12 protein-coding genes are annotated in these 14529 nt (G+C 49.0%); 5 read left to right on the top strand and 7 right to left on the bottom strand.

The genetic code is table 11. From position 1 onward, the window contains the following. Positions 1 to 52 precede the first annotated feature (52 nt). Entirely contained in the window at positions 53 to 559 is a 507-nt protein-coding gene (locus ACFQ45_RS05695) for a hypothetical protein (RefSeq protein WP_377366024.1), read from the top strand. An 88-nt stretch (positions 560 to 647) separates the two neighbouring features. On the opposite strand, the gene ushA is transcribed toward ACFQ45_RS05695, so the two are convergent. The 5 genes from ushA to ACFQ45_RS05670 all read right to left on the bottom strand — a co-directional run bounded on the left by ushA (position 648) and on the right by ACFQ45_RS05670 (position 6813). Continuing rightward, complete coding sequence (gene ushA, locus ACFQ45_RS05690) at positions 648 to 2258, bottom strand: bifunctional UDP-sugar hydrolase/5'-nucleotidase UshA (protein WP_377366023.1); 1611 nt, start codon at positions 2256 to 2258, stop codon at positions 648 to 650. A 245-nt stretch (positions 2259 to 2503) separates the two neighbouring features. Then, positions 2504 to 3613 (bottom strand): ABC transporter ATP-binding protein, encoded by a 1110-nt coding sequence (locus ACFQ45_RS05685; RefSeq protein ID WP_377366022.1) that lies wholly within the window; start codon positions 3611 to 3613, stop codon positions 2504 to 2506. 69 nt (positions 3614 to 3682) lie between these two features. Then, positions 3683 to 4564 carry a carbohydrate ABC transporter permease gene (locus ACFQ45_RS05680; RefSeq protein WP_377366021.1) on the bottom strand — a complete coding sequence of 294 codons (882 nt, stop codon included), beginning with the start codon at positions 4562 to 4564 and terminating at the stop codon, positions 3683 to 3685. Continuing rightward, entirely contained in the window at positions 4557 to 5486 is a 930-nt protein-coding gene (locus ACFQ45_RS05675) for a carbohydrate ABC transporter permease (protein WP_377366020.1), read from the bottom strand. The genes ACFQ45_RS05680 and ACFQ45_RS05675 overlap by 8 nt, the downstream gene beginning before the upstream one ends. A 76-nt stretch (positions 5487 to 5562) precedes the next feature. Then, complete coding sequence (locus ACFQ45_RS05670) at positions 5563 to 6813, bottom strand: ABC transporter substrate-binding protein (RefSeq protein WP_377366019.1); 1251 nt, start codon at positions 6811 to 6813, stop codon at positions 5563 to 5565. A 290-nt stretch (positions 6814 to 7103) separates the two neighbouring features. On the opposite strand from ACFQ45_RS05670, the gene ACFQ45_RS05665 reads away from it, so the two are divergent. The 3 genes from ACFQ45_RS05665 to ACFQ45_RS05655 are packed head-to-tail and all read left to right on the top strand — an operon-like array spanning position 7104 to position 10621. Next, on the top strand, positions 7104 to 8468 hold the full coding sequence (locus ACFQ45_RS05665) for a sensor histidine kinase (RefSeq protein WP_377366018.1): 1365 nt from the start codon (positions 7104 to 7106) through the stop codon (positions 8466 to 8468). 3 nt (positions 8469 to 8471) lie between these two features. Next, positions 8472 to 8903, top strand: coding sequence for a response regulator (locus tag ACFQ45_RS05660; protein WP_377366017.1), 432 nt, complete (start codon positions 8472 to 8474; stop codon positions 8901 to 8903). Positions 8904 to 8911: 8 nt separating this feature from the next. Beyond that, the gene (locus ACFQ45_RS05655; RefSeq protein WP_377366016.1) at positions 8912 to 10621 is read left to right on the top strand and encodes an EAL domain-containing response regulator; all 1710 of its coding nucleotides are present in this window, start codon (positions 8912 to 8914) and stop codon (positions 10619 to 10621) included. Here ACFQ45_RS05655 and ACFQ45_RS05650 read toward each other — a convergent pair. Further along, on the bottom strand, positions 10607 to 12055 hold the full coding sequence (locus ACFQ45_RS05650; protein WP_377366015.1) for an ATP-binding protein: 1449 nt from the start codon (positions 12053 to 12055) through the stop codon (positions 10607 to 10609). The genes ACFQ45_RS05655 and ACFQ45_RS05650 overlap by 15 nt on opposite strands. After that, entirely contained in the window at positions 12042 to 12791 is a 750-nt protein-coding gene (locus tag ACFQ45_RS05645) for a response regulator (RefSeq protein ID WP_377366014.1), read from the bottom strand. Before ACFQ45_RS05645 ends, ACFQ45_RS05650 begins: the two co-directional genes overlap by 14 nt. A 196-nt stretch (positions 12792 to 12987) precedes the next feature. Here ACFQ45_RS05645 and ACFQ45_RS05640 point away from each other — a divergent pair, with 196 nt between their 5' ends. Further along, positions 12988 to 13959, top strand: coding sequence for a carbohydrate kinase family protein (locus tag ACFQ45_RS05640; RefSeq protein ID WP_377366013.1), 972 nt, complete (start codon positions 12988 to 12990; stop codon positions 13957 to 13959). Positions 13960 to 14529: the final 570 nt, after the last annotated feature.

Here is a 14529-nt window from a genome sequence, read left to right as displayed (position 1 = left end):
ATGGTCGATCTAGGCAGATATGACATGATGCACAAAGGAAGAGGAGCAAAAAATGAACAATAACAAAATCCTAACCATTGCCTTTAGCGCCTTGTGCGCCACGTCTGTCTCCGCTCAAACGGCCCTAGACGGTGACTGGCAATTGCAGCAAGCAGGTAATACCCAAGCCACGTTAGAGGCGGCGGTGGACTCGGTGGTAAAAGAGATGAATTTCTTTATCCGAGGTTTGGCCCGTGGGGCATTAGAGAAGGAAACCGTGGTGTGTCAGCAGTGGCAACTGCAATCTGATGCGCAGCAGTTTACTTGGCAATGCGATGACCAAGACCCTGTGACGCTCAATCTGTCTGGCGAGACCTTATTGAAAGGGGACGATGACAGGGAGATTCGTGGCACTTTCCAATATGCGGATGGCCGAATCGAGACCACTCTGGCATCGGAGCGGGGTGTACGAACCAATGTATGGCAGTTGACCGAAAACGGTGAGGTGTCCTACACCGCTACCTTGGTGTCAGAGAAGTTACCAAAGCCACTTACATGGACGCTTACCTACGCTCGGTAAGTCCCTCCAATGAGTGGTTAGCCATTAAAAAACCCACCTTAAGGTGGGTTTTTTTGTGGGTGCTTAAAAAGCAGATGTCGATTCCGAATTAACGGACAACATCACCTGTTGGAGCGTAATTTGATACGGAAATGGGTGAGTAATCTTGGATGTACTCAACCAACACATCCGCATCCACGTAACCAGAGTTCACGTAGTTCGGGTGATCAGTGATTTTCGGGTAACCGTCACCGCCAGACGCTGTGAAGCTGTTGACCGCTAGACGGTAAGTGCGGCCCTCTTCAAGGGCTTTGCCACCCACTTTGATGTTAGTGGCCTTGCCATCCTGTAGTACCAGAGAAACCCCTTGGAACTGAGCAAATGCGCCAGAACCGGCTTCTTTGCTGGCAGCAGCGGATAGGTAATCCGTTAGCTCTGCCGCTGTTAGGTCAACGTAGGCTAGGGCATTACCAAATGGCTGAACCTGTAGCACAGACTTGTAGGATACAACCCCTGCTGGGATGTCATCACGGATGCCGCCTGCGTTCATGATGGCTACGTCAGCGTTGACCTTTTGCATCATGCCAGCAGCGATCAGGTTACCTAGGTTGGTCTCTTCAGAGCGTACGATGCCGCGTTCGCCGATCAGTTTGCCATCGGTGAAGCCAATTTCTACGTTTAGTTTCTCTTGGCCAATGTCTTGGTAAGGCTGAAGCATGGCTAGCATGGCTGGATCTTTGGCGATTTCTTTATCGATGAAAACGCGCTCGCTGGTGCCGTCCGCTTTTTTCACTTTCTTCTTCAAGTTCACTGGGATCAGCTCGTAGTCTGAAGCAGTGATCTGTCCGTCAACGATGGTCATGTCTAAACGACCAACGTATTTGCCCCATTCGTGGGCTTGAAGAATTAAGGTGCCGCTTTGTACGTCTGGCTCAAACAATGGGTTTTGGGAGTGACCGCCGACGATCACATCAATGCCCGGCACACTGCGTGCTAGGGTAACGTCCCCTGGTGCGTTGCCACCATAGTTGCCGTTATCGTAGTGACCCATGTGTGTTACTGCGACCACTAGGTCGGCTTTTTTGCGCAGCTCAGGGATTAGGTCTGTGGCCACATCTACGGGCTTTTTAATGGTCAGGCCTGTTAGGTATTCTGGGTTGCCAATCTTAGCGGTATCGTCTGTGGTGAAACCCACAACCGCCACGCGCAGGTCATCGACAGTGAAGATCTTGTAAGCATCAAACAATGGCTCGCCAGTGCTGTCGTCGATGATGTTGGCAGATAGGAATGGGAAACCAGCCCACTCGTGTTGTTGTCTGAGGACTTCAATAGGATTATCGAACTCGTGGTTACCAAGGGCCATGGCATCGTATTGCAGCATGTTCATGCCTTTAAAATCAGGCTCTGCATCTTGTAGGTCCGATTCCGGGACGCCAGTGTTGATGTCACCACCGGATAGCAACAAGGTGTTGCCGTCTTCTAACGCCACTTCTTCACGGATGTTGTCCACCAGCGTCTTACGCGCTGCCATGCCGTACTCGCCGTTGCGGTTTTCCCAGAAGCGACCGTGATGGTCATTGGTGTGAAGAATAGTCAGGTGGTATTCCTTGCCGGTTTCCCACATGGGTGTTTCTTGTTCGGTGGTCATGACAGAACAGCCTGCCAAAGCAACCACGACACCCGACAGGGCAAACTGAGCAAAATAACGTTTTGCGTTCATTATTGTGTCCTTTCAGATTGGTTCGATTTGGATAATTGGTTTTCAAGAATTTTGTTGTACTAGCGAGTTCGCCGCTCACCTGTAAAACAATGTAACTCAACATTATGCCAACTTCGAGGTTAATTCTGACCTTCTGTACAAATTCTTTTCGATCCGCTGAAAAATCCTAGAGCATCCTAACCTTCAAACCAAAAAAAGCCGGCTTTCGCCGGCTAAAAAGTTTTGAGTAGTCTTACCGCAAAACGTTAGTTATCAAGACGCACGCCGCTGTCTTTATCAAAGGCAACCGCTTTTGAGGTGTCGAACATCATGGCAATGGTTTCGCCAGATTTCGCAGGGTAGGCTGGGTTAGAGCGACAGTTTACTTCCGCACCTTGGACGCGGGTTAGGATCATGGTGTCCGCACCCATTGGTTCAGTCACTTCTACGTCCACGTCGGCAGTCACAACGAAATCAGCCCCTTCTTTGTGTGGCTGTGGCTCTGTGATCATTTCTGGGCGTAAGCCTAGTAAGATCTCTTTACCAACATGATTCGCTAGGCTTTCTGGTTTAGGGAAAGGCACGATAGTAGGTTGGCTCGCCTGTAATTCCAGAGCGTAGGAACCTGCTTGTTCTACCACTTTGGCAGGGATGAAGTTCATTGCTGGTGAGCCCATGAAACCTGCAACGAATAGGTTCGTTGGGTTGTCGTAGATCTCTTGTGGCGTGCCAAGCTGCTGTACTTCACCGTCTTTCATCACCGCGATGCGATCCGCAAGGGTCATGGCTTCGATCTGGTCGTGGGTTACGTATACGATGGTGGTGCCCAGCTTTTGGTGTAGCTTTTTGATTTCGGTACGCATTTCCACACGTAGCTTGGCATCCAAGTTAGATAGCGGCTCGTCGAATAGGTACATTTTAGGACGACGTGCTAGGGCACGACCCATGGCCACACGCTGGCGCTGACCACCAGACAATTGCGCTGGTTTACGCTTTAGTAGGTGGCCGATTTGTAGCATCTCTGCCACGCGTTCCACTTCCGCTTCACGCTCTTCTTTTGGAACTTTGCGCATTTCCAAACCGAAGGAGATGTTTTCTGCCACGGTCATGTTTGGGTACAAGGCGTAGGACTGGAACACCATGGCGATGTCACGGTCTTTCGGGCTTGCGTAAGTCACGTCGTTGTCGCCAATTAGGATGCGACCTTCAGAAACGTCTTCAAGGCCTGCAATCGAGTTCATCAGGGTGGATTTACCACAGCCAGATGGGCCGACTAGGATTAGGAATTCGCCCGCTTCGATAGAGATGTTAATGCCTTTTAGGATCTCTGTTTGGCCGTAGCGCTTTTTTACATTATCAATGGTTAGACTTGCCATGTTATTTCTCCAAATTCTGTAACGGGCCGGCGGATGTCGTCGCCGGCGCTGAGTTCAACTGTGATTCGCTTAGCCTTTCACTGCGCCAGCCGTTAGGCCTCGAACGAAATACTTACCTGCTAATACGTAAACCAGTAGGGTCGGTAGGGCGGCGATGATGGCAGCAGCCATGTCGACGTTGTATTCCTTACCACCGAAGCTGGTGTTAACAAGGTTGTTGAGGGCTACCGTCACAGGTTGTGTGTCGAAGCCAGAGAATGCCACACCAAATAGGAAGTCGTTCCAAATCTGAGTGAACTGCCAAATAACCGTTACTACGATGATTGGCGTCGATACCGGCAAGATAATGCGGTAGAAGATGGTGAAGAAGCCTGCGCCATCAAGACGGGCTGCTTTCACAAGCTCTACAGGAATCGACTGGTAGAAGTTACGGAAGAACAAGGTCGTAAAGGCCACACCGTAAACCACGTGTACCATGACCAAGCCTGTCGTAGTGTTGGCAATGCCCAACCAACCCAAGGTACGTGCCATAGGCAGCAAGATCACTTGGAAAGGAATGAAACAGCCTACCAACAAAGCGGCGAAGAACAGGTCGCTGCCTTTGAATTTCCAATGGGAAATAACATAGCCATTCAGAGCACCCAACAAGGTAGAAATGGCCACCGCAGGGATAACGATCTGGAATGAGTTAAAGAAGTACGGTGCCATACCTTCACACTGGCTACCGGTACATGCGCCATTCCAGGCTTTGCTCCAAGCATCAAAGTTTAAAGAGCCTGGTAGGGACAAAAGTGTGCCCGTACGGATTTCTTCTACGTCTTTTAGGGACGTTAGCAACATGACGATAAAAGGTGCCAAGTACACAGCAGCCATAGTTAATAGGCCCGCGTATAGTACAACGCGCAAGACTTTATCTAGGGCAGAGGTTTGGCGTTTTGCTACATTACTCATGGCGCTCACCTCGAAGTTCTGAGTACAAGTACGGAATCAAAATGGCTAATACACAGCCCAACATCACCATGGCAGACGCGGCACCTAGGCCGATTTGGCTACGGGTAAAGGCGTGTGCGTACATGAAGTTCGCTGGTAAGTCAGAGGCGTAGCCTGGACCACCATTGGTTAGGGCTGCCACCAAGTCAAAGCTCTTAATCGCAATATGGGACAAGATCACCAAGGCGCTGAAAAATACCGGTTTAAGAGATGGCAGAATGATGCGGCGATAAGTGGTAAAGGTGCTCGCACCGTCCAATTGAGCGGCTTTGATCATTTCGCTGTCAACGCCACGTAGACCCGCAAGGAACAAGGCCATGACGAAGCCAGACGCTTGCCATACGGCGGCAATGACCAAACAGTAAACCACCATGTCTGGGTCTGTTAACCAGTCAAAACGGAAGTTTTCAAAGCCCAATTCGATCATCATTTTTTCGATACCATTGGTTGGGTTCAACAGCCATTTCCATGCGGTACCGGTTACGATGAATGAGATCGCCATCGGGTAAAGATAAATGGTGCGGATCGCGCCTTCGGCACGGATCTTCTGGTCCAGAAAGATGGCCAGCATCACACCTAAAAACAGACAGATTAAGATGAATAAGCCACCGAATACGCCCAAGTTCGATAGGGCCACCATCCAGCGGTCATTCATAAATAAACGCTCGTACTGATCAAAACCAACGAATTTGTACGTTGGTAGCATACGAGAGTTTGTGAAAGAGAGTACGGCCGTCCATATCATGTAGCCGTAGATACACACGATGGCTGCTACAGCCGTCGGTGCCATGACGATTTTCGGCATCCAGTCTGCCAAGCTCAGGCGTGCAGGACGACCAGCTTGAGTCGATCCAGACCCAGCTTTGGCGGCATTTGTCTTCATAATGGGTACTTCTACTTTGAGGAGAGAAGGGAGGCCAATCCCATGATTGGCCTCGTTTTCAGTGCGTTAGCACTTATTAGTACATGCTTGCTTTTACAGCGCGAGCCAAACGGTCAACAGCGTCTTCTGCTGTCATTGAGTCGCTGTTGTAGAAGTTTGTGACAACGTCAAACATGGCACCTTGAACCATAGAGTTCACAGACATACCGTGTGCCATACTTGGTACTAGGTCGCCTGTTGTAGAACTTGCAAGGAACGCATCCATAGAAGAGTGAGCACAAGAGTCGAACTTGTCACGAGGCATGTTCAAACGTGCTGGGATGGAACCTTTGTTTAGGTTGAAGGTTTCTTGGAACGTTGGCTCAAGCATCAAACGAGCAAGGTCTTGCTGCGCTTTTTGAGCGTCTTCGTTATCCACTTCAAACATCGCTAGAGAGTCGATGTTGAATGTGAATTGGCCACTTGTGCCTGGCGCTGCGTAACATACGTAATCGATGCCCGCTTTTTTGCCTGCTGCAGTGAACTCGCCTTTCGCCCAGTCACCCATGATTTGCATTGCTGCTTCACCATTGATAACCATAGACGTTGCGATGTTCCAATCACGGCCAGAGAAACCAGTGTCTACGTAGTCACGAGTTTTCTTGAACGTTTTGAAAACGTCGACCATGTCGTCGCTGCGTAGGGTTTTTTCATCTAGACCGATGAACGCTGCGCTGTAGAACTGAGAGCCTTTAGACAAAGCGATTGCTTCGAATAGCGTCGCGTCTTGCCAAGCTTGACCACCGTGAGCAAGTGGTGTGAAACCTGCTGCTTTGATTTTGTCTGCTGCTTCGAAGAATTCATCCCAAGTGCCAGGAATCGCAACACCTGCTTTTTTGAATACTTCAGGGTTTGCCCACATCCAGTTTACGCGGTGAACGTTAACCGGTGCCGCAACGTAATGGCCGTCGTACTTCATAACGTCGCTCACAACTTGTGGCAACACAACGTCCCATTTGCCTTGTTTGGCAACAGCGTCAAGATTAGTAAGGAAACCTAGGTCGCCCCATTCTTGGATAGTAGGGCCTTTGATTTGCGCGGCAGAAGGTGGGTTGCCGGCAATTGCGCGAGATTTTAGAACGGTCATCGCAGACTCACCGCCGCCACCGGCAACAGCGAAATCTTTCCAAGTGTGGCCTTCTTTTTCCATCAAGTCTTTCAATACGTTGATAGAAGCGGCTTCACCACCTGATGTCCACCAATGTAGAACTTCTACTTCTCCTGCATGTGCAGTGGCTGCAGCAACGGAGATGGCAAGACTAGATAGACCTAATGCAATTTTTTTCATGATTAGTAACCCTTGTTATTGTTATGGCACTTATTAACTAACATTTTATGGTGTTGACATAATGAATACTCATTAAGACCAGTCAAATGTAGCAAACCTTATGCACGCAAGTGGTAAAGTAGAGCAACCAAATGTATCAAAGTCTTGCAAGTGGGGTTTGAAGACTCAAAACACAGGTCTGCAGACTCACCATTCAAGCTAGACCTAACTGGCGAAATCGCCACCCTTTCTTTCAATAAACTTCTTCTATAATCAAAGGAACCTCTGGGGCAAACGGATAAGGAGTCGTAATGGAGAGCAGCCACGGCGTTGGGATAGGTGTCTTTATGTGGGTGGGATATTTTTTACTCTTGATCTTGTTGCTGTGGATGATGCGTGACAGAAAAGCAAAAGCAGCAGAGCTTGCCATTAGCCAACAGCGCTGGCAGGCGGAATACGATCAGCGACAGCGATTGGAAGAGGAACTCAGCACCTTATCAGAAACCTTAGAACAGGAGGTGGACCTTAGAACCCAGCAATTAAAGGATGTGAAAGACAGATTAGAATGTGAAGTGCAGGCCACGGAGCGGGCTAAAACTCGTATGACCAGCATTTTTGAATCCGCACCCAATGGCATGCTAGTGGTAGATAAGACCGGCAAAATCACCCAAGCCAATAGTATGGTGGCGTCTATTTTTCGTTGTACCCCTCAAGATTTAGTAGGGAAGTCTGTCGAGCAACTGGTACCCCAAGAGCTACGTGCTCAGCATCACCATGATAGGGATGCCTTTCAACAGCATCCATCGAAGCGCATGATGGGCGCCCGTCGAGATTTATACGGGGTACGTTTTGATGACACACGGGTGCCCCTAGAAGTGGGCTTGCATCCTGTGGATCTGGACGATGGGGCTGAGATCGTTGCCGCTGTGGTGGATATTAGTGAGCGCAAATCCTACGAGCAACGCATTCAAGAGCGTAATAAAGCCTTGGAAGCTTCTAACCGTGAATTGCAGGAATTTGCGTTTATCGCGTCCCATGATTTGCGTGAACCCCTGCGGAAAATCATTTCGTTTTCTAAACTGTTACAAGAAGGGGGATACGGTCACCTTAATCAAGAGGGGCAGGAATTCTCTGGATACATAGTAAATGCTGCGGAGCGCATGCGGGACTTATTGTCGGATTTACTGGCCTACAGTCGAGTAACTTCGAAGGCGAACCCGCTTAAAGACACCCGCTTAAACGATTTGTTAGAGGATGTGCTGGAAGACCTGCAATTAGCGGTGGAAGAGTGTGATGCGGACATTAACGTGGGTGAGTTGCCTACGGTGGCCGTGGATAAGGTTCAGATACGACAGTTGTTTCAAAACTTGATCGGCAACGCTTTAAAGTATCACCATAATGATCGACGCCCAGTTATTAATGTGTTCGATCAAAGTGATGAATCGGTCTTTCGAATTATTGTAAAAGATAATGGTATAGGGTTTGCTCAGGAGTACGCAGAGCAGATTTTTGAAGTCTTTCGACGGTTGCATGATATGCGTACCTTCCCAGGAACGGGAATGGGGCTAGCGATCTGTCGTAAAATTGTACAGCGTCATGGAGGCCAACTGTACGCGAAATCGGTGGAAAATGAGGGCACCGAGATGGTGATAGAGTTTGTTAAAAACAGGGAGTGAGTTATGAATATACGTCAGGATGACACAGCTCAAGTGATTATGTTTGATGACGATGCGGAAGATGCATTGCTCGTTAAAACCGCGTTGACCCGATTGGATGTGCCAATCTCTTTTTTGCATGTGCAAAATAAGGTGGCATTTGAAGCCGTGCTAACGGAATTAGCACATTTGCCAGATCGAATGCAGCGCAGTTTATTACTGTTAGACTTAAATATGCCGGGGAAGAAAGGCGCTGATTGGCTCAAAGAGCTGCGAGGGCAGTCGACGTTTGATGCCCTAACGGTCGTTGTCTTTTCCACCGCGAACATGGCAGAGGATCGAGCACGAAGCGCCATGCTGGGAGCAGACGATCATTTGGGCAAGCCAGATACCGTGATGGAATTGGCGAAGCAATTGGACGCTTTGTATAAGCGTTGGCTTAAACCCATTGCTTAGAGGGAATTATGGAAAAAAACACCTTGTCAGTTTTGGTGATTGAAGATGATCCAGAGGACTACATTTTACTTCGGACCTACTTAAGCCGAGCAACTCGCTCGGAGTTCGAGTTGCATCATGTGTCCAGTTTTGAGGCGGCGCTACAGGCTTTGATCGAGGGCCACTACGACGTCATTTTGGCGGACTATTTCTTAAACGGCCACACAGCTGCTGACCTGTTTAAACATGTGAAGCTGATCGGTCTAGAGTCTCCCATTGTCGTGTTGACCGGTGGGGATGCCAGTGAGCTAGACGATGTGTTGATGCAATTAGGCGCATCAGACTTTATCCCGAAAGACGAGCTAACCGCTGGACTATTGGAACGCAGTATTCGTCATGCCATTGAACGCAAACGGGCCGAACAGCAAATTTCCCAGCTGATCAAACGTGACCCTCTGACAGGTTTGGGCAATCGTCTGATCTTTGAAGAACATGCGGAGCTGGCGATTGCCCGGGCGAAGCGTAATAAAAGTCGTCTTGCCATCGTCTTTTTGGATCTGGACCGTTTTAAAAACGTCAACGATACCCTAGGTCACCATGTGGGAGATTTGCTACTGACTTTGGTGGGTAAACGTATTCAAGGGGCGATTCGCAAGAGTGATTTTGTCGCACGCATCGGGGGGGATGAGTTCACCTTGTTGCTGGATAATGTCACCGACATTGACAGCTTAAACAACGTGGCCGAAAAGGTATTAGCAGAAACCATGCGCCCGGCAGCCTTGGACGGTAAGCATTTGGAAGTCTCTGCCAGCATGGGTATTGCGGTCTACCCAGATCAAGGGGGAACCGTGTCCGAATTAATGCGTAAAGCGGATATGGCCCTGTACGAGTGTAAAAAGCTCGGCGCCGCCCATCATTTGGTATTCACCGAGGGGCTGCAGGCACGGTTACAGCGGGAGACACGCGTTGAAAATGGCTTACAACAAGCCCTGCGTAATAACGAGTTTGAGCTCCATTACCAGCCTATTGTTGATCTAGAAAGCCGCGAAATCGTTGGTGTCGAAGCTTTGGTGCGTTGGCGTTTATCCACTGGCGAGCTGATCATGCCTAATGAGTTTATTGGGGAGGCAGCGCGAGTGGGGCTAACGGCGCAATTGGGGGAATGGGTGCTGGAGGAAGCCTGCTCTCAACTAAGAGAATGGTTGGATCTTGGCTATGATTTGACGATGTCGGTAAATATTTCCCCGCGGCATTTGCGCCATGTTGAGTTTGAGCAAAAGGTCATTGATCTCTTAGCACAGTATGATCTGCCCCTTGGTTCTCTCATTCTTGAGTTGACCGAAGAAGTGTTCGTGGACAGTGGCGTGGCCAGTTTTTATTCCTTGAATGCTTTGCGAAATCTAGGGGTGAAAATTGCCATTGATGATTTTGGTACCGGCTATTCGTCCATGCGTTATCTGAAGACTTTGCCCATTGATCGTATCAAGATCGACCGCTGCTTTGTCTCTGAAGATAATGTGGAACAGCTCTCTGATCCTATGATTACTCAGGCGATTATCTTCTTGTGCAGTGGTTTGCATTTTGATTTGGTGGCAGAAGGCATTGAGTCTGAAGCCCAAGCCAAACATCTTTATCAACAAGGCTGCCGCAAAGGGCAGGGGTATTGGTTTTCTAAGCCTCTGATGAAGCAGGACATCAATGCTTTGTTAGCAAAGAAGGAAGCTTCAGTGGCGGGGTAGCCACAGTCGTGCCTCAAGACCCCCTTGCTCACGGTTGCGAAGCATGACTTCGCCACCGTGGGCTCGGGCAATGTTGCGGGCGATACTGAGCCCCAAGCCCATACTGCCTGGACGAGAACTGTCGCTGGAGGCAAGACGGGTATAGGGTTGGAACATGTCGTTGATCTTGGTTTCTGGAATCCCAGGGCCATCATCACAGATGCGAATGCTCAGTTCGTCTTCACTGTCTTCCACGAAAATATGAGCACGTTTACCGTAGAACAAAGCATTGTCCACCAAGTTCCCTAAGCAACGTCGTATGGCCAAGGGTTTGCCAATAAAGGGGTGCTTCAAGGTGCCATTGAGCAGCACTGTTTCGCTGCGTTGGTTGGCGCTGGACTGAATGTCATTGAGGTAGCGCATGACATTTATTTCGACACGGTTTTCGTGGATGTCCGTTTCTTTAACACTCTGAATCGCCCCTTTTACCAACATATCCAGATCTTCTAAATCCCTTACCATGGCATCCCTAACAGGCTCTTCGTCGAGCATTTCTGCCCGTAAGCGCAAACGGGTGATGGGGGTTTTAAGGTCGTGAGAAATGGATGCAAATAACCGCTCTCGGTCATCTAAATAGCGCTGGATACGGGCTTGCATGTCGTTAAAGGCTTGAGCCGTATGGCGAACTTCTAGGGCACCTTCCTCACGTAGGGGTTTAAAGTCCCCTTGACCAAAACGCTCCGCCGCCCGGGCGAGTATCGCTAATGGGCGAGTGGTGCGACGTAGAATCAACAATGTCAGTAATAGCACGGTTGTTACGGAAATGATCAGCGAAAAAATACGGTCGCGACTGAGGGGGGAGGTTTCTTCCAAAAAGTAAGGGTCTGGCATCAAGCTCGCCAAGTACAGCCAATCCGAATCATTAATAGGGATTTGAATCACTATGATGGGGGGAGTTAGAGGCTTTACCAACAGGCTGTGGTGTCCCCAACGTTCAGGTAAATCCACCAAGCGGGTATTGTTATTGATCACATGCAGGTCTTCAGGGCTGGAAAAAGCGATCTTGGCGTCACGAATCCCCAGCTGCTGGGCCAAAGTAGTCTGCACTTCTTGCTTAACGATGTCTTTAAGAGGGGAATCTGGAATCGGGTTGATGGCGATCTCTTCTCGATTCAGGGTGACGAAAAAGCGTGTTCCCCCCATATCCTGTAATTGATCGATGACGATGTGGCGGTAGTTTTGTGGCAAAGAAGTAAAGTAGCTGACCGTGGCGGCAATCCGAAACGCCATGTGTTTAGACACTTCACGTACATTTTGGCGGGTATCGGCTTCCACTTGGTGGAGCCAAATGGACGAGCCAATGAGCTGTGCCGCGGCCACCCCCACAGTCATGATGATGACGATTTGCCCCGTTAAGGACTGTAACCAGCGTTTGATCCGTTTAGAAGGTGCCATGGTCGCTGGCTTCGACTTGTGCCGTCAGGATATACCCTTGCCCTCGAACGGTTTTGATTAATTGCGGCTGGCGGGCGTCTTCCCGTAAACGCTGGCGCAAGCGGCTCACGTGCACATCGATAAAACGATCCAGTGGTGTGGTGTCACGACCACGGGTGTTTTCAGCAATGTAATCACGGCTCAAAACTGCCCCAGGATTGGTGACAAATAGCATCAGTAAGTTGTAATCGGCGCCGCTTAAGGATTCTTTTTGCCCGTCGACCCAGAGTTCTCGAGTCAGGGTGTCCAGTATAAATTGCGCAAAGCGATAATAGCGGTAGGGTTGAGGCATCGGCTCAGGTGTTGGTTCCGGCGCTTCAACGTGTTCCATACGGCGGTGGATGGCCTTGATACGCGCCAGCAATTCCCTCGGGTTAAAAGGCTTTGCCAAATAATCGTCGGCACCGATTTCTAGGCCAATGATACGATCCATTTCGTCGGAGTTGGCGGTCAACATGATCACTGGCACATTGGAAACGGTACGTAATGAACTGCACACAGAAAAGCCGTCTGCCCCAGGCAAACGGACGTCTAATATGACCAGATCGACCCCCAAGCTTGGGTCAAAATTCTCTAAAAATGCTTCGCCAGTATCCGCTGTCAGCACTGAATATTGGTTTTTTTCCAAGTAGGATTTAAGCAGTGTGCGGATTTCGTCATCGTCGTCTACGACATAGATGCGTTTGGTTTTTGTCATAATTCGTATGTCTGGCGATAAAGTGAGCAGATTAAACAAAGAGTCTAGCAAGAAACCGTTTGTTAACCAATGAAGTAGATAATACAGTTCTGAGGTTTTAAAAGAGCAGTGTAACCGAATAGTAGAAGCTAGCGGTAGCGCTCTTAAATGACCATACTGATTAATTGTTCGTAACAATAATAGCGAGATATCCACGATGACGACTAAGGTAATGGCTTTTGGTGAAGCCCTAATCGACTTCCTTTCTAATGGCGAAACCGGCCTTGACGGTCTTGAGACGTTTACCAAGTTTCCTGGTGGTGCGCCAGCCAACGTAGCGGTTGCAGTGGCGCGTTTAGGTGGCAATAGCCACTTTGCAGGTCAGGTGGGTGATGATGCGTTTGGTCACTTCCTGAAAGCCTCTTTAGAGCAATATGGTGTGGCCACTGACAGTATGTTGATGACCAAAGAAGCCAAAACCGCATTAGCGTTTGTGAGCTTAGACAGCACAGGTGAACGCAGCTTCGAATTCTACCGTAATCCATCTGCAGACATGTTGTTCCGTGCGGACGACTTTCAAGCAGCCTGGTTCAGTGAGCCAACCGGGGTATTCCACACTTGCTCAAATACCCTTACGGAAGCGGCAGTGACACAAGCCACTTTGGCAGGTATTGAACATGCAAAAGCCGCCAATTGGATTGTCAGCATTGATGTAAACCTACGTATTAACCTTTGGCCAGACCATGTAGTAGATAAGGCTCGTGTGATCAATTGGATGGAGCAGGGGGACGTGATCAAGGCCAGCTTAGAGGAGCTTGCTGTGTTGGCAGAAGATCCTTTTGCATTGATTGATGAGCTGTTGTCCAAAGGCGTGTCTTTGTTCGTATTAACCGATGGTGGCGAGCCAGTGCGCTACTACGCGGGCAGTCAAGGACAAGGTCAGGTTGTGGCACCTAAAGTGGATGTGAAAGACACCACGGCAGCAGGTGATGCGTTCGTGGGGGGCTTGTTGTATCAATTGGCGGAGCGTGGCGGAGACCGAGGGTCACTACAAAATTTCTCACAAGAGGAGCTGGAAGCCTGTATCCGTTTTGCAGTGGCTTGTGGTGCCGATGCGGTGACCAAAGTAGGTGCCTACCCATCCCTTCCAAATCTTGAACAGGCCAACACGCGATTGGCATCGCTCTAAATAATTGTTAAACGATTAAGAAGCCACTTCGATGGTCTTTCTGCCTAAGCCCGCCTGATTTCTCAGCGGGCTTTTTTGTTTTCCCCTTGTATTCCCGCCACGTGTTTCCTGGTCTTATAGGCTGCGAACGCTTCCTTTATTGTCCTACTAAATTGATCTTTTTAGATGAATTTTAGAGATTTTGGGTATTTATTAAGCAGTTCTTAAGTTAATAAGAATCACTTCTTTGATCGCATTTTCTGAGACTTGTTCTAGAGTTGTACTGTATTTAAGTCGAATTTAAGAATGAAGTGACCTTGATGTGGGCTCATTCTTTGACAATAATTTCCTCAATTCTTAATCCTTAAAGAAGCGTTTTAAGAGTTGCCAAAGTCGTTCAGTCCTAGCTGAGAATAACAATAATGGTCATGTCACTCATGGCCAACAAGGAGTGGAAATGAATAAGTCTCTATTGTCTGCGGCCATCGCCCTGACCCTATCTGCACCCTTTGCACAAGCAGCCGATCATGGCTTGCTGTTTTCCCCAGGTGAAGACACGCGTTTTCACTGGGACAGCTATGAAGCGCTGAA

This window comes from Rhodanobacter aciditrophus, assembly GCF_042679525.1.
GTDB classification, from domain to species: Bacteria; Pseudomonadota; Gammaproteobacteria; order Pseudomonadales; family Marinomonadaceae; genus Marinomonas; species Marinomonas aciditrophus.
Note: the sequence above shows the minus strand (reverse complement) of the source record. Positions and strands in the feature narration are given on the sequence as shown.